General features: G+C 38.9%; 15 protein-coding genes and 2 pseudogenes. All 17 read right to left on the reverse strand.

Annotated features, from left to right (window positions below; genetic code table 11):
• Positions 1 to 186: 186 nt before the first annotated feature.
• Positions 187 to 1,329 (reverse strand): annotated as a pseudogene (locus K6Y21_RS14110) (IS3 family transposase).
• A 58-nt stretch (positions 1,330 to 1,387) separates the two neighbouring features.
• Positions 1,388 to 2,611 carry a glycosyltransferase family 4 protein gene (locus K6Y21_RS14115; RefSeq protein WP_233072486.1) on the reverse strand — a complete coding sequence of 408 codons (1,224 nt, stop codon included), beginning with the start codon at positions 2,609 to 2,611 and terminating at the stop codon, positions 1,388 to 1,390.
• A gap of 6 nt (positions 2,612 to 2,617) precedes the next feature.
• Positions 2,618 to 3,793, reverse strand: a complete 1,176-nt coding sequence (locus tag K6Y21_RS14120; RefSeq protein ID WP_233072487.1) for a glycosyltransferase family protein — start codon at positions 3,791 to 3,793, stop codon at positions 2,618 to 2,620.
• Complete coding sequence (locus K6Y21_RS14125; RefSeq protein ID WP_233072488.1) at positions 3,790 to 4,917, reverse strand: glycosyltransferase; 1,128 nt, start codon at positions 4,915 to 4,917, stop codon at positions 3,790 to 3,792. Before K6Y21_RS14125 ends, K6Y21_RS14120 begins: the two co-directional genes overlap by 4 nt.
• Positions 4,918 to 4,935: 18 nt before the next feature.
• Positions 4,936 to 6,276 (reverse strand): O-antigen polymerase, encoded by a 1,341-nt coding sequence (locus K6Y21_RS14130; protein WP_233072489.1) that lies wholly within the window; start codon positions 6,274 to 6,276, stop codon positions 4,936 to 4,938.
• Between the two features lie 7 nt (positions 6,277 to 6,283).
• On the reverse strand, positions 6,284 to 7,990 hold the full coding sequence (locus K6Y21_RS14135; RefSeq protein WP_233072490.1) for an asparagine synthase-related protein: 1,707 nt from the start codon (positions 7,988 to 7,990) through the stop codon (positions 6,284 to 6,286).
• Positions 7,991 to 7,992: 2 nt separating this feature from the next.
• A complete protein-coding gene (locus tag K6Y21_RS14140) occupies positions 7,993 to 9,246 on the reverse strand; it encodes an oligosaccharide flippase family protein (RefSeq protein WP_233072491.1) in 1,254 nt (417 codons plus the stop codon).
• A 157-nt stretch (positions 9,247 to 9,403) separates the two neighbouring features.
• Positions 9,404 to 9,544: pseudogene (locus K6Y21_RS21475) on the reverse strand (DapH/DapD/GlmU-related protein); the annotation flags it as partial.
• Positions 9,545 to 9,752: 208 nt separating this feature from the next.
• Positions 9,753 to 10,847 (reverse strand): hypothetical protein, encoded by a 1,095-nt coding sequence (locus K6Y21_RS14150; RefSeq protein ID WP_233072493.1) that lies wholly within the window; start codon positions 10,845 to 10,847, stop codon positions 9,753 to 9,755.
• A 3-nt stretch (positions 10,848 to 10,850) separates the two neighbouring features.
• The gene (locus K6Y21_RS14155; RefSeq protein ID WP_233072494.1) at positions 10,851 to 11,936 is read right to left on the reverse strand and encodes a nucleotidyltransferase family protein; all 1,086 of its coding nucleotides are present in this window, start codon (positions 11,934 to 11,936) and stop codon (positions 10,851 to 10,853) included.
• A gap of 2 nt (positions 11,937 to 11,938) precedes the next feature.
• Positions 11,939 to 12,526 carry a NeuD/PglB/VioB family sugar acetyltransferase gene (locus K6Y21_RS14160; RefSeq protein WP_233072495.1) on the reverse strand — a complete coding sequence of 196 codons (588 nt, stop codon included), beginning with the start codon at positions 12,524 to 12,526 and terminating at the stop codon, positions 11,939 to 11,941.
• Positions 12,526 to 13,665: a LegC family aminotransferase gene (locus K6Y21_RS14165; protein ID WP_233072496.1), complete on the reverse strand. Its 1,140-nt coding sequence runs from the start codon at positions 13,663 to 13,665 to the stop codon at positions 12,526 to 12,528. The genes K6Y21_RS14160 and K6Y21_RS14165 overlap by 1 nt, the downstream gene beginning before the upstream one ends.
• 12 nt (positions 13,666 to 13,677) lie before the next feature.
• On the reverse strand, positions 13,678 to 14,868 hold the full coding sequence (locus K6Y21_RS14170) for a UDP-N-acetylglucosamine 4,6-dehydratase (protein ID WP_233072497.1): 1,191 nt from the start codon (positions 14,866 to 14,868) through the stop codon (positions 13,678 to 13,680).
• Positions 14,868 to 16,133, reverse strand: coding sequence for a UDP-N-acetyl-D-mannosamine dehydrogenase (gene wecC / locus K6Y21_RS14175; RefSeq protein ID WP_233072498.1), 1,266 nt, complete (start codon positions 16,131 to 16,133; stop codon positions 14,868 to 14,870). Before wecC ends, K6Y21_RS14170 begins: the two co-directional genes overlap by 1 nt.
• Positions 16,134 to 16,150: 17 nt before the next feature.
• Entirely contained in the window at positions 16,151 to 17,275 is a 1,125-nt protein-coding gene (gene wecB, locus K6Y21_RS14180) for a non-hydrolyzing UDP-N-acetylglucosamine 2-epimerase (RefSeq protein ID WP_233072499.1), read from the reverse strand.
• 187 nt (positions 17,276 to 17,462) lie between these two features.
• Positions 17,463 to 18,434 (reverse strand): Wzz/FepE/Etk N-terminal domain-containing protein, encoded by a 972-nt coding sequence (locus K6Y21_RS14185; protein WP_349629499.1) that lies wholly within the window; start codon positions 18,432 to 18,434, stop codon positions 17,463 to 17,465.
• Positions 18,435 to 18,971: 537 nt separating this feature from the next.
• Positions 18,972 to 21,743: an SLBB domain-containing protein gene (locus K6Y21_RS14190; protein WP_233072500.1), complete on the reverse strand. Its 2,772-nt coding sequence runs from the start codon at positions 21,741 to 21,743 to the stop codon at positions 18,972 to 18,974.
• Positions 21,744 to 21,767 lie beyond the last annotated feature (24 nt).

The following is a 21,767-nucleotide window of genomic DNA, read 5'->3' on the forward strand; positions in this document are numbered from 1 at the left end:
TCAGTTTCAAGCCAACACCATCAAAACCCGCCATGTTTTATCAATAACACGGCTCGCAAAAGAGGTGCTAAGACGGCGAGACCACCAAAGAAATTTCGCGGATATACAGTGGGCAATCTGCGAATACATACGCGTGATCCATCAAACAGCGATGCTTAAATTATGAGGGGATCCGTCAGCACCTCACTAAGCAATGTTCTTTAGCTCAAATGTTTCAGGGCTGACATAGCCATTCGCACTATGCCTCCTCGTTTTATTGTAATCAACTTCAATATATTCAAATACCGCTTGGCGCATTGTTTTTCGATCCATAATTGGCTCGCCATGAATCGCTTCTACTTTCAATGAGTGGAAGAAACTTTCGGCACATACGTTATCCCAACAATTCCCTTTTCGGCTCATGCTTTGTTGTAATTCATGCTTTTTCAGCAAATAACGAAAGTCCCCGGAGCAATATTGACTGCCGCGATCGCTATGAACAATAACGCCTTGTGGCCGCCCTCTACGGAATATGGCCATCTTTAATGCATCACACACGAGATCGCCTTTCATGTGAGGACTCATTGACCAGCCAATCACTGCTCTCGAAAACAGGTCGATAATCACTGCTAAGTAAATCCAGCCTTCGCTAGTCCATAAATAGGTAATGTCCGTTACCCACTTCTGATTCGGTGCCGTGGCCGTGGCCGTAAAATCGCGCTCAAGTAGATTGGGCGCAATGGGCAATTGATGATTGCTGTCCGTCGTCACCTTAAACTTACGAGTAGCCTTGGCGTCTCATGCTATCGCTGATCGTCTTAATACTCGCGGTTTGCTGTTTGTCTTCTAATTCAGCTTGGATACGAGTGGCGCCATAACGCTGCTTCGAATCAGCAAAAATCTGTTGTATTTGCTCATCCCTGCGCAGTTGTTGCAATGCTCGCTGACTCGGAAGCTCACCGTATTTCAGCCAATGATAAAACCCACTTCGCGACACATTAAGCACCGAAGCCATGCGTGACACCTTAAAATCTGCTTGGTGCATTTGCATGAATTTGAATCGTTTTATTTTTGATTCTTCGCGAAGTAGGTAGCCGCCTTTTTTAATATGGCTAAGTCCTCCGCTTGCTCGGCTAGTTGACGTTTTAGTTTGGCTACATCGGCAGCGAGTTCAGCTTCCCTTTGGCTCGAGCTTTTCTTTTGCTGTAGTTTGTTACGCCAATCATAGATTTGCGATTCATAGATGCCTAGGTCTCTAGCGGCTGCTGCAACACCGATTTTGGCAGCTAGTTGAACGGCTTCTTGTTTAAATTCAGTGGTATGGGTTTTACGTGGTTTATTTGTTTTCATAAGTACCTCAATGGTGATTGTACTTACTTAGTGGAGTGTCTAAAAGTAGTGGTAGGGATCACTTTCTTAGGCAAGAAAAAATGTTCAACATACTACTTGCCATTTTTTCTCTACTGTAAGAGGCTGATGCTTCGACACTATTTTGAACTAAATCATTATACAAGGTTCTATTTTTGTAAAGCTTGCATATGGCATCAGATATCTGCTTAACATTTTCGCTTTCGACGGTAATGCCACACTTTGAGTCATTAATGATTTTAGTCGCCTCGCCATCGGGAACGCTCATCACGGTAGGAATCCCCATCCCCATACACTCAAATATCTTGGATGGAATAACAGTTCTAAACAAATCGCTATTAACTAAAGGAACCAACGATATATCACATAGTGACCATAGTCTTGGCATCATTTCCTTAGGCTGTCGATCAATCAAAACAACATTATTTAGCTGCTTCTCGCTCACTAGCTCCTCAACCATCCTTCTCGAGGCGCCACCGCCAGCAAAAATGAATCGAATGTTATCATGGTGCTTAAGCTTTTCAGCAACTGATACAATGTGTTCAAGTCCATGAGCCATACCATGAGTGCCGATATAGCCAGCCACAAACTTACCTTCTAAACCGTAACGAGCGACAAGTTCCTCGTCCTTAGACGTTACTGGTTGATACTTATCTAGGTCGACACCGTTTAATACAACTTCGATCTTATCGCCGACGATCCCCCGCTCGATGAGATCACGTTTAAAGGAATTAGTTACCGAAACGATAGATGTAGCCCTTCGGTATAAGAAAAGTTCTATCTTTTCCAGTACCTTGATAGCCATACTGTCTTTCATTGCGCCCACCGCAGTAATCGACGCAGGCCAGATATCTCGTAGTTCAAAGACAAAAGGCTTACGCCTTATCGCAGAAAGCGCCCACCCGGCACAAGCGCAAAAGAACTGAGGAGACGTTGCAACGATGACATCAGGTTTCTTTTGGAATAAGCCTGCTATAAAGCCTGAAAGCATAAAAGACATATAGTCCAATATTCGCTTTACAAAGCCTTCATTCGCTGTGATATAAGTTTTAACCCTGACGACTCGAATCCCATCCATATCTGATACCTGATAAAGCTTATTACTGAATCCAGGAAATACCTTTCCCTCTGGAAAGTTGGGGGCGCAAGTAATAACCGTTACCTGACATCCTTTCTTCACCCAACGGTAAGCATGTTCATACGTTCTAGTTGCTGGAGCATTACCTTCAGGAGGGAAATTATCGGTAAGAAATAAAATATGCATACAGAACTACTTAGACTCTAGAATTTTTAGAATAGAAGACGCTACGGAATTTGGTGAATACTGTTCTAAAACAGAAAAGGAATCCCTATTAGATATAAGTTCACTGAAATTTATTTTTGATTTTATATTTTGAAAAACGATGCAACGTTGAGAGTCTAGGATAAAGGTGGATACATCATCATGTAAATCTTGAACTAGAGCTAAAATAGGTAAGTTAGTTCCAAAATAGTCGTAAAGTTTACCTGGAATTTGTGATGTTCCCGCTGCATTACCTAAATAAAGTAATGCATCTGATGATTTAAAGACATTGAGAACATCCTGAAGGCTAACCTCGCCATGATACTCTGAAAATGGGCAAGCCTCGATTAAATGTTTTTGCTCAACTGTAGCTCTTCCAAAAACATCTAAACTCACAATTACTGATGAATTACTATTAAAACACTCGATAGCTTCGAGAATTGGCTCAACATCACGACCATTGAGAACTCCTGTGTATGAGATCTTAAAAATGTGTTTTTGGGTAATATTTTTTTCAACTACACTGAAAAAATTTCGAGGGATATAATTAATTTTATCCAAGAGATAGGGGAATTTATCTTTCATTCTATTGGTTGTTGGCAAAGAAACATATCCTATATAATCAGCCCCGTTAAGTAGTTTTTCCTCAGCCAAATGAGCCCTTAACTTTACAAAAAAGTTTTTTAAACCTATATCGTCAGCCCAGGGGTCACCCCAGATTTGTAGCCAACGAGTAGGAGTATTTTTAATAATTTTTCTAGCTACAAAATGAGAAGTTTTTGTATCTGAAGAACTAATAATAAGATCATAACCAGTAAAATATTCACTATTTATAGCACTTATCCACTTCTTATCAACCCCTGGGAAGTAAAGAAATTCTTTAATAACTTTTTTGAGGATGTTTGTTTTATGGACTGAGTTGCCTTCGTTTCGATATGTTGTAGGAATATAAGATGATATAAAACCGGAATCAACCTCAATAACATTGATATCTTCATTTACGGAGGACATCAAGAAAGGGTCAAGTACCTCAGGAGGGAATTTGACAGTAAGAACACTAACGTCACACCCATGTGACGATAGACCATTAGTTAAAGCAACATTTCTAATTGATGCTGAACATGACCTCTTTCGATATAGGCCAGCAATGTATAAAATCTTCACTTTCTAACGACCTTATTATAGATACTTATCAAAGTAGGTTCATCAATGATTTTCCAATTATAGCATTCAGAAATAAACCTTATTCCATTGTGAGCCATATTGTAGTAGACAGTGGTATTAGAAAATATGGAAATTATATTATCAACTACTTTATCAGTGACATTCCTGCTGTCTAAGAATATACCAGCTTCTTCAGAAGCAATTAAGTCTACCCAGTTTTTAAAATCACTAGCAATAAAAGGTATACCAAGCATCATATATTCAAATAACTTGTTTGGATTTGTATCCTTGTAATCAGCTACATCATCTAGCATAATAAGACCAAAGTGACAAGTAGCTGCAAAATTAAAGGCTTGAGATTGTGGGAGAGAGCCATTATAGGAAACGTTATCATACTTACTAACTCTTTCAATAATTTCATCTTGCGTCATAGAGTTAATCGTTGGGCCAATAAGGGTAAGTTGAGTTGGAATTTTTTTATTAAGTTTTTTAGTGAGTTCAAGCATATTAGTTAACCCCCTGTCTTCACTCACCCCCCCAATATAAACTAACTTCATAACATTGCTATGACGATATTGTTTCGAAACAGCTAGATATTCATTGCTATAAAGAGGCGAATTACCGACTAGAAAGGAGCGCTGATATTGACTCAATTGCTCTTTTTGCGTGACTATCGTAGCATCAAAAACCATAGTCAATAGCTTTTCTAAATAGAATACACTGCTCGCAGTAACCATACGAAGAGCTTTTGGAATCCAGTCTCTTAGTAGAATTTTCTTCTTAAAATTCTCATGAGTATCGTATATAACTTTTTTACCAGATAATTTTAAAGCTAGGCCGATAATCAAACAATCAGGGTTATGGATGTGGTAAATGTCCGCATTGAACTTTAAAGCTTTAATAAATATTTTGGGCTGGAAAAGGAACCTAGAAAGTCGGTTAGAATAATTTAATAAAAAAAGATTGACATCATTGTCAAAAACTTGCTCTGACTGGCCTGACCTACAAATTAATAAAAACTTTCCATCCGAGAAGGTATTTATGAGTGATGAAAGCTCTTTCTTAAATACTCTAATATCCTCCTGAGTATGTACCGGGCTGATTATACAGATACGACATGACATAAAAAACCTCTAGAAATATTAGCACTTCTTACTCCAAGATATTTTGGAGATTATAATAAAAAACAGTAAAGGCAGCCAATAAGCAGCTCGACCTAGAATGATAGATTTAATCTCTAAAGAGGTAAAAACCCCCATCATGAAAAAACCCGCCCAAACGAGTAGAACTCCATGAAAAGCTGTATCCCCCTTAATAAAGAAATTATCCAAGACAGCTAAAAACCAACCAAATATAAAAGAAACAAATACTACACCGAATATAGCAAACTGATAGTAACCATAGGTAAAAAGGTCAACAATAATTCCAGTACCAGGTGGTGGGGAAAAATTAAAGGTATTAAGTTTCGTTGGATTAACTGTATCTTGCCAAATTTCTTTCTCAATCCCACCAGGTAAAATCTCTAACATAGAAACTAATAGGTCTTGAAAATAGAGAATTCCAGTATCACCTGAAAGGGTAAAGCTATCGACCTTTAACAAATTAACATAAACATGAGATAGCTCTCTAGTCAAGCTTAAAGAAATTCGAAAAAAATCAGTTTTAAATGCTGCTTCTTCTCCAGATAAAAGGGTGAATATCTCATTCCCGAAGAGAGCTAAACTTAGACCAAGTAAAACGAATGGGAATAGTTTAACAATAGAGAATGTATTTCTATATGAAAGCCACCCAATAAATAACACTCCGAAGAAAACAACAACATTGGATCTCCCGGCATTCACAAGTAAAAAAACTATTGAAGCAATAAAAAAAACAAAAAAAAGAAATAAATCAGTTTTTTTGCGAGCATGAAGAAATAGACAAAAGAAAAATATAGCAACAGACTGTACCAAAGGGTATATGTAGCGCAAAATAGTAAATGAAGAAGTCTCACCATCGTGTCGTCGAATCAAACTAGCACTAACAATTGCCTCAGTAACTCCACCAAAACTATTAACATAAACAAAAAGAGCTAATAGTGAAAAACATCCGAATACATAACAAAACAACCTAATATAGACAACATTAAAGCTATTGAAATAGTTTCTTTCTTTCACTGTTGATTTTGATTTAAAGAATAAAAAGTATGATACCACTACTGCCGTGTAGCCCAACAGTATAACAATTGATGTAAAGAGTGGATTATCAACTGAAAAGTCCGTCACAGCGATGTGTGCAGGAGTATAGTAAAAAGTTGTAGAAAAATATGGATAGAGTGTAATGTACGCTATAGGTATTAGGCCCAAATATAAACCCAAAACAGAGTTGATAATAAAAAATGCATTCGCTTTTTTAGTTAAAGATGAACGGTATATTTCCAAACAAACAGAAATAAAAATGATAACAAGATGTACACCAACTGCTAGCTCTTGATTTAAAGACATAAAATTACTATTCAAAAACCTTCTTAGCTGAAAGAAGAGAGGCAACTTGGAGCTTATTAAGAGCACTTCCGTTATCGAAAAGTGCAGCAATATCCGATTTTAATTCACCATCCTGAAACAAAGAAATATTCTCATTATAGTAATCATCAATATATTTACTTAATGAGCGATTTTTTCTCAACCAATATTCATATGGATTCATATGCCTTTTAGAGTCAACACCTCTGTATTGGTAACCTGTAGTTTTATAAAATAAAATATTAAAAAACTGTGATATAGTAAACCTCTTCCCTTTGAAACAAATGGTTTTAGCTGCAATTTTTTCTCCCGTTTTCTCCCAAATATAATTAGCAGCGTTAGGGTGCCTTGCTTTTATCCATTCCTTATATAAATTATGTCCAAATCGAATTTCAGGTGGAATTTTCAAACAAGCTTCAAGAAAGTTTTTTTCATAAAAAGGAGAGAAGGTTTCAGTCTTTTCCTGAATTGGCTTAAGACCACAATTGATACCAGAAAATCCTCGATTATAGAAATTAAAAAGCTCTTGATTGGGGTATTTATTAATGTCGATATTTACCTTATCAGAAAAAGTTTTGCTAAAAGCGCCATCGCCAGAAGCGATTCGTTTGTCAAAATCATCTGAACTATAATATGTCCCGAGAGCTACATCTCCTAGTTGTCCAGTATGTAATAAGCCAAATTTTTCGAAATTCAATAAGCTATATATACTCAGGCCATGTGATAAACCATAATAAAGCACTTCTCCACCAGAAATATTAGTTACTTCATCCAAGTTTTTTAAGAAGCTTCCATTATCGAGGAATTTGAATATCCATTCATGCTGTAAATCAGATGCAATTTTTTTGGCGATGGACTCATCTAAATAATCACTCTGGGAGAATGTAAAGTTAGTTTGGTCGATATAACCTAGCTCATTAGCTACCATTGTGACCATTCTAGAATCGAGACCACCACTAAGACCCACCAGATGTGCGTAACCATATTCCTTATCTTTCTCAAACTGTAGCCTAACAGCAGTAGTAAAATACTCGTCAACTATATCAATTGCATCACGAAATGATATGGATGGGTCAGGATTATTGCAAAACCTAAAATAAGAGCTTTCAGTAAGCGAGTTAAAGTCTCGCTTTAAATAGCTTCCTGGTGATAACTTGGCTACGTTTTGAAAGAGGGTTTTCCCCTCTAAGGTGAAACCATATGATAGCAAACTATATGCAGACTCATCCTCAATCTTTAATTTTCTGTTGAACTGTGAGTTAAGAATTGTACGAAGTAAAGATATTTTGTTTGACAAAATAAAATCATTATCTTTTAGGTAAAAATAAACAGCTTTACTTCCTATATGATCATTAAATGACATCAAAACTTGACTTTTTTTGCAAAAATATAGACCACTAAAAGAGCCATTAAACTTATCCCATAATAACTGCTCTGAAGTCATAGAGATCTGACTATTAACAAAACTTTCCCAAGAATCATAATTTTTGGATAAGCTTTTCTTATTGAGAACAATACCCTCCAAAAAGAAAAAGTAATCTTCGCAATCAATAGTTATGCAATCATCAACAAACTTACTCTCACCATGTATACATAACAAGTAATCACCAAATGAGAAAAGCTTAAATTCACTAAAATTAGAGATTTCAGTTGCCCCACGTGTTAGGTGATTAGAATATAAAGAGTATGTTATCATGTTTAACCAAGCTTCTTTTTTAAAAAAAATAAGGATACGATACTGGATATGGAGATAGTTATTGTAGTTGCGATACTAGCTCCCTCAATACCATATTTTGGAATAAGAATAAAATTCAAACCCATATTAACTATAGAGAAAAATATCGCAATACCAACATTAATATTTGCATAGCCCCTAGCACTTAAAATATTACCAATAGGAGTACGGATTAAAAAGGAGAAAAGTAATGCGATAGAGAAATATTTTAGGCAATCACTTCCATTAATGTAGTTCTCACCAAAAATTGTATACAAAATAAATTCCGGAATAAGAAGCAATGGAAGAACCATAATAGTGACAACCGGAAACATAACGAAAAAATATGATTTATAATATATCCTAACTTCTTTCTCGTTACACTTAGCTATATGGACAAAATCCGTCGTCATGTATACGGAAGGAATAAAGAGCAAACTAATAAAAACAAAACTAGCAGCACTAAAAATCCCAATATCACTTAATTCTTCACCAAGAATAGATAACATAAAAGTGTCAGCAACGAGCATAAGTTGCGATGCGAGTGAACCTAATGCTACCACGAAACCATACTTTATATGATTAGAGTCCGCAAAGCCGAATCGTTTAAAGTAAGAAATCTTAATTAACCCTTTACAGTCAGACCAGAAAAAGCAGAGAAGAGAAACAGAAAAAATAGAAGACGATAAAAACTGTGCTATAAAATAGCCTTCAGCATCGGCCTTAAAACTAACAAAAGATAAAATTACAAACAATGAAAATAACGAATAAAAAGAGTTGATTTTCGAAAATAGTTTATTATCCTCACTTATTCTATAGTAGTTAAGAAAACAACCAAAGCAAAACAAAGAAAAGTAAGAAAAAAAAGCATATGTGAAGATAGTTGTACTAAAATAAAAGTTTGGAATGAATCTAGCTACTAAATACAACAAAAGAAACACAATCGGTAAAACGAATATTGCTGTTATTAAACACTTCAGTAGCAATAAGCTCTTTTTTGCTTTGGTTCTATGCTTGCTACCATAATAGAGCAAAGAATGATTTAAGCCTAAGCCAAGAAGAGGCAATGCAATCAAAAAGAAATTCTTATATATTGAGATTATTGCAAACTCTTCGATTGATACCAATCTAACAACTACTATTGATAAAATAAAGGCTAAAATTTTTACCAGAAGGCTTGATCCAAAAACCCAAGCACCACCTCTTTCAATGAAGCCTTTTATAAAGTTAAGACTCATTAGCTCTAACTTTCATTTCAATTGTTTTGTCAAAATTTTCAATATCTAACACATCAATTTTCTCATTAGAAAATTGTTTTTTAAATCCGACTGGTGGTTCATATAAGGTATTTTTTTTTCGACATCTAGAGATATATTCTTCTACAGTACAAACAAACTTCGCAGGGTTGCCCGCTACAACAGTTTTTGGTTCCACATTTTTCGTAACTACTGATCCGGCACCTATTATTGCATCATTCCCGATGTAGACTCCTGGGAGAACTATAGCTCCAGCACCTAAAAACACATTGTCTCCAATTTTAGTTTTTTCAACTCGATACAAACCACAATGTATATATAAACTTGCATCATGAGCTAATATGATCGAATTAGGAGCAGAAATAAAATTATCTCCAATTTCGACCTGAGATGGAACCAAACTATCTATTAAGCTATTGTGAAACTTTTTATTTCCAATTTTATATTTAACCCCTTCCTTTTTTCTATTAAAAAAAGCTTTAATTAACTTATTCACCAAACACATCTCCCCACCCTTTAATACAATTTTCCCAGCTGCTAATTCTATAAATTACTTTAGCGTTTTTATCATCTCTTTCCTTTAAACTTTCAACGTCAAAAAGATAGCCAGCTATTGAGTCAATGCTGTCAACAAATGTAATGTTAATTCCCTGATCAGTTAGCGTTGTGTAGTTTAACCATGAACCACAAATTACCTTGCTTCCTGCCATTATATGTTCTTGTAAAGCTCCAGATATCGCATCAGTGGGTTGAATATTGATGAAGAAATCTGAACAGATTCTGAGTTTAGCAACTTCTTTTTCAGTCATGAATTCATCAAAAAACAAGCTATTTATCCCATTTCCTTCGCATACAGACTTTAATTTTTCTAGGTATAACTCATCTCTTCCATAAGTAACAGGGAAAAGAAAAAATAACTTTTTAAAATCATATTCCGGTAGCGTATCTAGTAAAGCATGAATAAACTCTAAATGTCTTTGTCTTCTAGCCCCGTTATAACCTACTGCAATAGTAATCTTTTTATCACATATATCAAAGTACCGTTTAGCCTCGGATTTAGTGCTAGTATCTTTCCTTATTGCTTCTAAAGGTTCCAAGCCATATTTTATTATATTTACTTCAGTCTCTGTTAAAGCTTGAATTTTATTTTTTATGAATGAGGTTGCGCAGGTTATTTTACCGACCTTACTAAAAATGTTTATTTTTTCTTTTTCAGTAAGGTGTTGACCTAACAAATCACTCCCCCATACTGAAGCGATGATTTTTTTATGCCTTAAAAAAGGTAAGCTGAGCAACTTAGAGTATAACGGCCTTAAAAACTGTAATGATATGTACTCATAACGGTGGCTTTTCGTAAGTAAAAAAGCGTAAACCCTTATTAATATATAGAGGACTTTGAACGTATTAAAAGTGAGACGAGGTGGTTTTATATCATATATTTTATCGAAAAAAGTTTTTCCATCTTCTACTTTATAAAAAGAAATGACATCTACAGAATACTCTAAGTCTCTTCTCAAATATTTCGATAAGTGCTTATTAAACTGATGGTTCCCATCACCGATTATTAGAATCCTTTTTTTCATCAGTTATAAACCTAAAAAGTTGAGATTAGGCTCTCCATCGAGCTGAGAAACTGACTTTATATATTCTGGCCACTCACCGATATCAAGCCAAGATTTTTCACTTATTGGAAAAACACCTACACGCCCAGCGCGTCGTCGAACCTTCTCTATTAAATCAGTAATGTGGTAAAACTGATCTTTAGGGATTTCATCAAGTAAGTGAGGCTCTAGTATATATACACCAGCATTTATCTTGAATGACAAATCCGGTTTTTCTTGCATACCTTCCAGTAGGCCATCTTTACCAGAGAGCACGGTACCATACGGTATTGAAATTTGTTTCATTGCTGCAACAAGCGTTATTTCATTTTTGTTTTCGACATGATAGCTATATAGTTCACTAAGATCTTGATCAATTAAAATATCACAGTTCGTTACATAGAAGGTGCTATTTAACTTTCCTTTTAATAGGCTGAGTGACCCCGCTGTACCCAAAGGCTCAGTCTCAGAAAAATATTCTATGGATTCTGACTCCCCGACACTCTCTAAATAATATTTTATCATTTCTTTTTTGTAATTAACCGATAGATAAAAGTCTTCAGTCCCGGCATTCTTGAAACGATGAATAATTTCTTCTAGTATCGTTTTTTCTCCAATCGGAACAAGAGGCTTAGGAATTACATTCGAGAGTGGTTTTAAGCGAGTTCCCTTTCCCCCAGCCATTACAACCACAGGAATATTATTCTTAGTCCTAGGATAAATCTCATCATTTTCAGCTACATCCTCCCAAAAAACCACTGAGTATAAGTCTCTATCCCCATTCAAAACAGGCATAAAATCGGCCCTCATAGAAGTCATAAGGGACTTTATTCTTTCATCCGAATCCTTAGTAGTTGCTGTTATTTTTTCATCTATCTTAATTTCACTTAACGTGTCATTTAGATTATGGCCTTTGATAATAGAACGCTGAATATCACCTATACTAATTAAGGTTAGAAATTTTCCATATTCATCTTTTATTATTAACAATTTTTTTTTGATAGCATCCATCTTATTCAATGCCATCAGTAAACTACAATTTGTGGAGATGCATAGATCGTCTATATTCATGGTTATTTTCTTACAAATATTGAGTTTGCTTTAACAAAATGCGAAGCAGGCACAGATACAGAGTTTACAACCACCGCCCCACTACCAATAAAAGATGAATGACCAATACAAGCACCTCCATTTACTATCGCTCCAGTAGATATATGGCAATCAGAATCAACAAAAGAATCGTGCTCGATCAACGCCTTACTATTAATAATACAATTTTCTTTTATTCGAGCATTTGCATTAATTAAAGCGTCATGCATCACTATTGTTCCTTGGCCAATTGAGGCAGAATTAGCTATGTATGCTCGACTAGAAACGACAGTGGCAAATTTACCTCCACACTTAGTAATTTCTATAAATAGTTTTCTTCGAGCCTTATTACTCTTTATATGACCGATAGTGATTAAAAAAAAGTAATCTTTTCTCACATACTTTAAAATATCGTTATCAGTTCCTAAAATTGGATACCCCAAAACAGTCTTGCCAACATTTTGAGCGGTATCTAGAATCCCATGTATTTTGTATTTTGATTCACTCTCAATAACATCAATACACGAAACACAATGGCCACCGCCACCAAGCAAGATGAGCTTTTTTTTCATCAGAATGGACTACTAGGTAAATTTATTAGATGCGCTTCAATAAATTCTGAATACTTAAGGTCACCGCGTAATGCATTCTCATACATAGGTAATCTGTGCATTAGCTGCCAAATCGGCCGAGTCATCACACCTGAACCATTTGTGCTTGTAAGTACTTCTTCACGACTTACCTTATCTGGACAAATGATCGCGTTTAACCAGTAGTTTGACTTTGCATACTCTGGTTCAGTGACAAGTTTAATATCTGTACCTTTGAAGAAACCGTCGTAGCTTTTTGCAAGTAGCCTCTTCTTCTTCAAATACTGTTCGATGACCTCCATCTGAGCACAACCTAGAGCGGCATTCAGGTTTGGCATACGGTAGTTGAAACCGGGTTCATCATGAAAGAACTCATAAGGGTGAGGCACTTTCGCTGTCGTTGTAACATGCTTAGTACGCGCACCTAATTCTTGAGTCTTACATAAAACCATACCACCACCACCCGTGGTAATGATCTTATTACCATTGAAACTGACAGCACCAAAGTTACCTATAGTTCCCGTATGCTTGCCCTTATAGAAAGACCCTAGGCTTTCTGCAGCATCTTCAACTAAAGTAAGATTCCATTTTTGGCAAACAGCAACTAATTCATCAAGCTCTACTGGGTGGCCGAATGTGTGCATAGGCACAACAGCCTTAATTCGCTTACCGGTTGGTTTATGAATACAACCCGTTTCTGTTACCTCAGCGAACTCATTTAAAAAAGCCTCTACGGCTTTAGGACAAAGACCTAAACTGACAGGAGAAACATCCACGAAAATCGGCTCTGCGCCCATATGGTAAAGAGCATTACAGGTTGCGACGAAAGTCAGTGCTTGCGTAATGACAAGATCACCTCTTTGAACATCAGCCATGTACAATGCAGCATGCAATGCCGCCGTTCCATTTACTGTCGCTACCGCTTTAGCGGTAGCAGTGTAAGCTTCAATTTTTTTTTCAAAGTCATCAACAAACTTACCTACGCTAGAAACAAAAGTACTTTCAATCGTTTCCATTACGTAAGATTTTTCATTACCATCAAATTTTGGAGCATGTAATGGTATAAACTCGTTGGTTTTGTAAATATCTCTAACAAATTCAACTATAGATGTCGCGTTCATTACTTACTCCACTTACATCTTACTATCGAGGTATTTGCCTGTTTCTTTGTGTCCAAAATCAGGGATCATAGTGAAGAACAATTTCACAATACCTTCTTTAGTCCAAGCTTGCTCACACTTCATCTCAGCAATACGCTTTTCAAACAAAGTAAGTAGCTCTTGCTCATAAAGAGGTTCATTTTTGATGATGCCCAAATTCTCAAATCGAGACATATCCAGCTCTTCTTTATCAGTAAAGAACTCTTCAAAGTCTTTCTCACCCGTTGTGTCACTCGCTGTAAACAAACATGGCCATTTACCCTGCTCTGGAAGTGTGTGTGCAAGTTGGCGGGCTTCTTCTTCTGTTTCACAAAGGTGAGGTTCAAAACCAAGTTGCTCTAAGTATTTCACCGCAATGTCGGCAAACGAAATAAGGTGTAGCGCTTCACTCAGTTTAGGGAAGAAAATGTCACGGTTTTCACCAAAGATGCAAGACATTAAACAAAGCTCACCCGATTCTTGAGGAGTTACAAAGTAGCGTTTAATGTCATTTGGCGCCACGATAGGCTGACGCTTTTGAATGCGCTGGTTAAACCCGTGAAGCAGCGAGCCATCAGAGAACGCAACGTTTGCAAAGCGGGCAGTCGAGATTGGCATTTGCTCACTTTTACGCATTAAGAACATCTCCATAATACGCTTTGATGCCCCCATCATGTTGACTGGGTTTGCTGCTTTGTCTGTCGACACACAGAAGTATTTTTTCGCACCAGCATCAATTGACTGCTGAATGGTTTTATCTGTATTAAACACATTCACATCAATCATGCGCATCAAGGTATATGGGTCTTTTTCACTTCTAACATGCTTAAGCGCAGATAAGTTCAATACATAGTCGAACTTACCGTCAGCTTTAATGAATGCGTCATATTCTAGAGAACCGATATCCAAAGCAAATGTTTGGAAATCACCATCAATGTAACCAAATGAACTACGGATATCTCGAACTAGTTCGACCATGTTGTTTTCACTGATATCAACAATATGCAATTTCTTCGGATTACGTTTGAAGATTTCTTTAGTGACAGCTTGGCCAATTGAACCAGCTCCACCTAAAACAAGGAAACTTGATTCAGAAACAATGCGGGATAGAACTGCTTCATGACTTTCAATGTCTTTGGTGAATAAGGCTTCAGTACGGCCAATTAATGGCAAAATAGCATTCATTACCAAATCCCCTTGGTATCAACTAAATATGCTGAATTGAGTGACTCCGCTTTAAATTCTTTATGATCAACGAGCATTACGTGGATGTCCGCAGTCGACTTTGCAACGTCAAAGCTCTGAAGCTCAACTTGCTCCAATGAACTTGGCAATTGGTGAATATTAGGTTCAACTGCAATTACTTTCCCTGTGTGGAAAGAAGCAATTTCATGTACTATTTGCATTGCAGGACTTTCACGCAAATCATCAATATCAGGTTTAAAAGCTAAGCCATAACATGCAATTGTGATTTCTTTTGCGGTCTTATCGCTATTTTCCTGTAAGAAATCCACAATGGCCATTTTGGTTTTATCTACTACCCAGCCAGGCTTACTATCATTAACCTTACGAGCAGTATGTATAATCTGAGCTTCAATAGGCGTTTTTGAAACAATAAACCAAGGATCCACAGCTATACAATGGCCACCCACACCCGGTCCAGGCTGTAAAATGTTAATGCGTGGATGACGGTTAGCCAGCGAAATCAGTTCCCAAACGTTAATATCTAGTTTGTCACAAATCAATGAAAGCTCATTGGCGAATGCGATTTGAACATCACGACAACTATTTTCTGTGAGTTTTGCCATTTCTGCAGTACGTGCATTGGTAATAACACAATCACCTTGTACAAATGTCTTGTAAAGTTCTACTGAACGCGTTGAACATCTAGGTGACATACCACCGATGACACGGTCATTTTCAACCAACTCTCGCACCACATGCCCAGGTAAAACACGCTCTGGACAGTGAGCTACATTAACATCCGCCTCATCACCAGCGTCTTGTGGGAAAGACAAATCCGCACGAGCAGTGGCGAGCCATTGCGCAACTTGCTCAGTTGCCCCAACTGGTGACGTTGATTCGAGAATAACTAAGTCACCTTTTTTCAATACTGGTGCGATAGCATTACAAGCTGACTCAATATAACCTAAATCAGGCTCTGGGATTTCACCTTCGTTACATGGCTTAAATGGCGTAGGAACAGCAATTAGAAATGCATCAGCTGGCTCTGGCGTTGTTACCGCTTTTAGATACCCTTCGGTCACCGCAGCATGAACTATCATATCTAGATCAGGCTCTACGATATGTATTTTACCTTGATTGATGGTATCAACTGCATGCTGGTTGACATCAACACCAATGACTTTTTTTTTGCGCGAAGCAAACATAGCGGCAGTCGGTAAGCCAATATATCCTAAGCCGATGACTGAAATTGTTTCAAATGACATACTTTTTCCTACAAAACTTATTTAACTAATTCGTTCAAAATTCGTTGGCAAGCCGCGCCATCTCCGTATGGATTATGGGCAAAACTCATTTCTTGATAAGCAGAATCATCGGTTAGTAATGTATTTAGGTTAGATACGATTTTTTCTATATCTGTCCCAACCAATTTAACGGTGCCTGCTTCCACAGCTTCTGGTCTTTCCGTAGTATCTCGCATAACAAGCACTGGCTTACCTAACGAGGGGGCTTCTTCTTGTATGCCGCCGGAGTCGGTTAAGATGATATGCGCTCGACTCATCAGATAAATAAACGGTAAATATTGCTGAGGCTCTATCAAATGGATGTTATCCACTCCACCTAAAATGCGGTTAACTGGCTCTCTTACATTTGGATTCAAGTGCATCGGATAAAGAATTTGAGTTTCAGGATGTGCTGTGGCTATTTGAGCTAATGCTTCACAGATCCGTTCAAAACCACCACCAAAACTTTCGCGGCGATGCCCTGTGACTAATATTAATTTTTTAGTTTCATCTAAGAAGGGAAATTGTGCAGCAAGTGTAGTCTTTAAATCTTCGTCAGTCTCAATCTTCTGTTTGATCATCAACAAGGCATCAATAACAGTATTACCTGTGATTATGATATCTGCTGGATTGAAGTTTTCTTTGGTGAGGTTTTGTTTTGACGTTTCTGTAGGCGCAAAATGATATTTTGTTAACACCCCTGTTAAGCGACGATTTGCTTCCTCTGGCCACGGTGAATAAATGTTGCCCGTACGTAAGCCCGCCTCTACATGACCAACTTCTATTTGCTCATAATAAGCAGCTAAGCTCGCCGCGAATGTGGTCGCCGTATCACCGTGCACTAGGACCACATCAGGTTTAAATTCTTGTAACACAGACTTAAGCTCCTTAATGATACTTGCCGTTACATCATTAAGAGTTTGCCCAGCCCTCATCAGGTTAAGATCATAATCTGGTACAATCTCAAATAGCTCTAGCACTTGGTCCAGCATTTCACGGTGCTGAGCGGTCACACAGCACTTAGCATCAAAGCGTTGATCTAAATCTAACGCATGGACTAAGGGAGCCATTTTTATGGCTTCAGGGCGAGTACCAAACACGATAAGTACTTTCTTTTTTGTCATAGCCTTAGCCTACTCCTTACATATTTTGTCTTTATTCGTATTAAACTATCTAGCTCAGCGCTTTAGCCATCTCCAATGTGCTATTGCCTACTATAGAAACGGAATTCTTTCTAAAGCCTTGATCGTTAAGTATCACTTTACACATAGCCCATGACATAAATCTTTTGGGAACATCATATGAACTTTGCTATTTTCTAAATAAATAGCATGCTAGGACAATAACACAGCCAAGCATTCCACCTAGTAATGTTCCTATAACACATATCAGTGCTCGCCTTGGTTTACTCTTTTCTTCTGGTACGACTGCTGGATCAACTATTTTAAATACATATTCATCTTGCACTTCAGCTAACATTCGGTTCTTTAGTTGCTCTTCAATCAACTGATAGAAAACACTTTTCATATCAGCAATGGTGGTATTTTGTAGTTGTCGCTCTAGGTAGTCGATATTACGCTGCGTATCGATCAACTCACGTTCTTTCATTACCTTATTTAGATCTTCTACAAGAAGTTCTACCCATTGTTTCGCCAAAGTAGGTGAGAGATATTCCGCCGAGACAGTGACTAAGCCACTCTCTTTATTCTGTACAGCAGTAATAATTGTTGAAAAAGCTTTATAAGCTTCCCAGTCAGATGGCTCAGGATTTTTGTTAGGTGTAACTTCACGTACCCACTCCATTCTTAATTCATCATAAATCTCTGAATTTAATAATAACTCACCACTAATCGAATCCCACTTTTGCCCAGCGAATAGAGGCACTTTAAGCTCATTTTTGTTGATAAAGCGGGTTTGGAATTCACGTGATTTTAATACGGCTAAGGCTAGTTGGGTTTTATCGTCTTTTGCGCCACCAATATTAACCCCCGCTAAAGCTGCAAGTCCGCCTAGACCGCCTAGAGCGCTGCCGCCACTGTCCCCCGATGAAGGTGCAAGTAACACTTGAGCCTTGTAGTAGTTGGGCTGGTTAATAGCAAAGGCCACGGCACCAGCTGCAAAGATAATGGTACATAGGATGATTAGCCATTTGCCTTTCCAAAGAGCGGCAAATAGTTCGCGTAGGTCGATTTCGTCATCGGTAGGTTGAGGTTGCTGCAGTTGTTGTAGCATCTCTGGGGTTAAGTAAAGCGGCGCTTGTGTTGGTTTGTTATCTATGGTCATGTTTGTTGTTCAAAGCCATTTGAAAGTAGTTGTGTTTTTGTAGGAGTACCAGTAATGGTGTGATTAATTCTATGTCTATATCACTGCATTACTGCAGCTCCTACAAAGCTCATCTTTTATTAAGAGGGCATCTAGTTTGTGTGTTTGTGAGAGTATCAGAGATGGAGTGATAATTATTTGGCACCTGCACATCATCGCTGTATTCGGTTTGCCTTTTTTAGGCGATTTTTACATCGGAACAGTGAGTAAACCTCAATATTCGCGGCTTAAAAGCCGCTCCTACAGTAGTGCAATTCGCTCAAGATTGTGTTTATTAGTTCACTGAGCGAGTTTCTCTCACACAAGACTATATTTAGTTTGCATTTTTCTGTAGGAGCACCAGTAATGGTGCGAGCCATTCATCTTTTATCGCCGCATTACTGCGGCTCCCACAAGGCTAAAGCTCCAAATAGTCCAATGCGCGCTTTGTTCTTGTTGCTTATTCGGGGAGCGAGCTCCCCTCCCACAAGGTTCCGGCCCCGCACGGTTTGGGCTAGGTTAGTCTTTGATTGCGCTCCACGCGACACCTAGCTGGTAAAGGATTTGAGTACCCGATGTCCACGCATCTAGCGCATCTAGGTAGTTGGTATCCATTGGCACCACTATGGTATCGCCCGGTTGCAGCGGCTCTTCCCCACGCTTAAACCAGTATGAATTGTTCGGCATCATGACAGAGCCATTGGCGCGGATCACGTAGATACGGTCGGTGTCGGCTTGTTTTTTCGGCCCACCCGTGGCATCGAGGTAATCTTTTACCGACATGCTGCTGTCGTAAATTTGCGACGATGGCATTTGTACATGGCCCATGACGGTGATCACGTTACGTTTAGGTGGCACGTAGATCTTATCGCCATTTTCCAGCATTACATTTTGTTGCTGATTGCCTTCGATTATTTGGTCTAGGTTTATCACCATGCGCCCAACCGGCTCTGCCACACCGAGCTGGTCAACTATCATCATGGCGTCACCCGCAGATGACGATGAAGATAGTGGGTTACTAGATGATTTGCGTCTAAAGGCCAAAGTAGACACTTCTTGGCGAAGCTGCTCATGTAAATAGGTCAGCTTTTGCGCTTCTTGTTGGCGTAAGGTTTCACGCGAGAATACCGCGCCTTGTGGATAAGCAAACTCAGTTAACCCACCTGCGCGTTGAATGATATCGTTAATGGTATCGCCGCGAGAGAAGGTATAGCGGCCTGGAAACATGACTTCACCGCCCACTTCGATGGATAAGTCTTCACGCCATTCCGCTCGGGTAAAGATGTTAATGCGGTCTTTACTTGCGAGGTATAGCGCGCTGCTCACATCGCCATTGAGTAAATGTTTGAGGTTCAAATCACGATGAACTAAGTTTGCCTTACCGCCCTGCTCTACCATACGCGTCATTTCTCCGCGCATTAAGTCAGCTGATTCTTTTAACCCACCGGCAGCGGCAATCAAATCCGCAAAGGTTTGCCCTTTTGCTAATGGGTAAACGCCAGGGAATTTCACTGCACCGCGAATTTCAACAATTTTCACCGGGGATGCTGGGCTGGATTGCGCCAATAGCTGCGCCACGATAGGTTGCAATAAACGTTCACGCACTTGTTGCGCTGAGCGAGTCAGTTCATTAGAGCTGTCCACTTCGCTTAGCTTTAAGCTTGCTTGATCTTGGATATTTAATTCTTCATCGGAAATTTGACCAATCTCGGCATTTTTAGCTTGCTCTAAGCGCTGTTGGCGTTCACGTTGTTCTTCTTGTTTGGTTTGTTGAAAGTTGACTTTTTGCTGGGCGCTTTTGCTGCGGATATTCTCTAACTGCGCCGTGGTGGTTTTACTTTGTTGCGACAACTCTTCTAAGCTAAAGCCCAAGTCTTTATTAAAAATCACCACCTGGTCACGCTTTTGCAAAACCGGATCATCCACTGAGCCTTTGGCCTTTAGCGCTTTACTCAAGTTAAACTGCAGGATCTCTACATCACCATTGAGGCTTTTTTCACGCACAATCAAGCCGTAGTTTAGATCGGCTTCTTTGGTGAGATCACGAGACACATCGCCAACCAAGTGACTTAAACGGATACCTTGACGCCAAGGGTAAGCGCCGGGGCGAACTACCGAGCCAAGTAGCGCAATGGCATTGTTAAATTGTTTGGTCACTTCCGCTACTTTAATTCGGTCGCCTGCGCGAATGGTGAAGTTGCGATCTTTTGATTTGGTGTAATCTAAGTGAAAAATATCGGTACCGGACTTGGTCGCACGAGCCACAATGATTTTTTGGCTATATGCACGCTCTGAAAGGCCACCCGCTGCACGGATCACATTGCCAAGCGGGGCAGTCTTTTTAAGTTCGTATATCGCGCGGCGACGCACCTCACCATCCACAACCACGGTTGCACCACGCGGGGCGATATAGATAGAGTCACCGTCTCGCAGACGGATATCGGCAGAAGTATCACCATTTAACAGCAAATCGTATAAATCAACATGGCGAATGATTTTACCGTCGCGCTTAACTTGAATGTTACGCAGCGAGCCCAGAGTATCAATCCCCCCTGCCGCACGAATGGCTTGCGTTACCGTTGATAGCGAGCTTAAAACATATGTTCCCGGCTTATAAGCATCACCCAATACAAACACTTGCATGGTGCGAATGTTGCCAAGACTCACGGTCACATCCACACCGATGACTTTACGCTGCACAAACTCGGTGATGGTTTTCTTCACTTGGTCAAAGCTTTGCCCCGCCACATTGACTGGGCCAAGCTTAGGAAAATCGATAGTGCCATCTCGGCCGACTTTAAAACTATGAGCTTCGTTATCCTTGCCGTAAACTTGTACTAGGAGCTCATCACCTGGCCCCATGATGTAATTTGATGGCGCCGGCATATCACTTTGTGAAGGCGCCATACTGGTTGGCTCACCGGCAAACAAACTATAACCAAAAAGTTCTAACTCTTGGGTAGTGTCAAAACCTTTTAAGTCCATGTCCCGTTCGGGCTTGGCGTTGACTTCACGTTCATTAATGGTCGGCCCGGTTTGACTCTGTGTCTGCGTCGTCTGACCTTGTTGCAAGCTCGATAAATCAAACCCATATTGCTTAGCTAGTGCCTCTTGCTGCGCTTTTGGTAATGATTGAAATTGCGCAATTTGTGCAGGCGTTGGATTAGCCGCATGCAGCCAACCAGAAAATCCCGCACTTAATGCCATCAGCGAAAGGAATTTGCCCGCTTGGCTGAGTTGATAGCCTAACTTCTTGCTTATTTTGGTTCGTTGAGTTCCATTAACTTGCATTAACTAGAGTTCCGCTTGAGTCAA

Source organism: Motilimonas eburnea, from assembly GCF_021295345.1.
GTDB classification, from domain to species: Bacteria; Pseudomonadota; Gammaproteobacteria; order Enterobacterales; family CBDFNC01; genus Motilimonas; species Motilimonas eburnea.

Bases quoted from the DNA above. Each gene is read 5' to 3' on its own strand.
- K6Y21_RS14115 (WP_233072486.1), bottom strand. From the start codon at position 2,611: ATGCATATTTTATTTCTTACCGATAATTTCCCTCCTGAAGGTAATGCT.
- K6Y21_RS14125 (WP_233072488.1), bottom strand. From the start codon at position 4,917: ATGTCATGTCGTATCTGTATAATCAGCCCGGTACATACTCAGGAGGAT.
- K6Y21_RS14130 (WP_233072489.1), bottom strand. From the start codon at position 6,276: ATGTCTTTAAATCAAGAGCTAGCAGTTGGTGTACATCTTGTTATCATT.
- K6Y21_RS14135 (WP_233072490.1), bottom strand. From the start codon at position 7,990: ATGATAACATACTCTTTATATTCTAATCACCTAACACGTGGGGCAACT.
- K6Y21_RS14140 (WP_233072491.1), bottom strand. From the start codon at position 9,246: ATGAGTCTTAACTTTATAAAAGGCTTCATTGAAAGAGGTGGTGCTTGG.
- K6Y21_RS14150 (WP_233072493.1), bottom strand. From the start codon at position 10,847: ATGAAAAAAAGGATTCTAATAATCGGTGATGGGAACCATCAGTTTAAT.
- K6Y21_RS14155 (WP_233072494.1), bottom strand. From the start codon at position 11,936: ATGAATATAGACGATCTATGCATCTCCACAAATTGTAGTTTACTGATG.
- K6Y21_RS14160 (WP_233072495.1), bottom strand. From the start codon at position 12,526: ATGAAAAAAAAGCTCATCTTGCTTGGTGGCGGTGGCCATTGTGTTTCG.
- K6Y21_RS14165 (WP_233072496.1), bottom strand. From the start codon at position 13,665: ATGAACGCGACATCTATAGTTGAATTTGTTAGAGATATTTACAAAACC.
- K6Y21_RS14170 (WP_233072497.1), bottom strand. From the start codon at position 14,868: ATGAATGCTATTTTGCCATTAATTGGCCGTACTGAAGCCTTATTCACC.
- wecC (WP_233072498.1), bottom strand. From the start codon at position 16,133: ATGTCATTTGAAACAATTTCAGTCATCGGCTTAGGATATATTGGCTTA.
- wecB (WP_233072499.1), bottom strand. From the start codon at position 17,275: ATGACAAAAAAGAAAGTACTTATCGTGTTTGGTACTCGCCCTGAAGCC.
- K6Y21_RS14185 (WP_349629499.1), bottom strand. From the start codon at position 18,434: ATGACCATAGATAACAAACCAACACAAGCGCCGCTTTACTTAACCCCA.
- K6Y21_RS14190 (WP_233072500.1), bottom strand. From the start codon at position 21,743: ATGCAAGTTAATGGAACTCAACGAACCAAAATAAGCAAGAAGTTAGGC.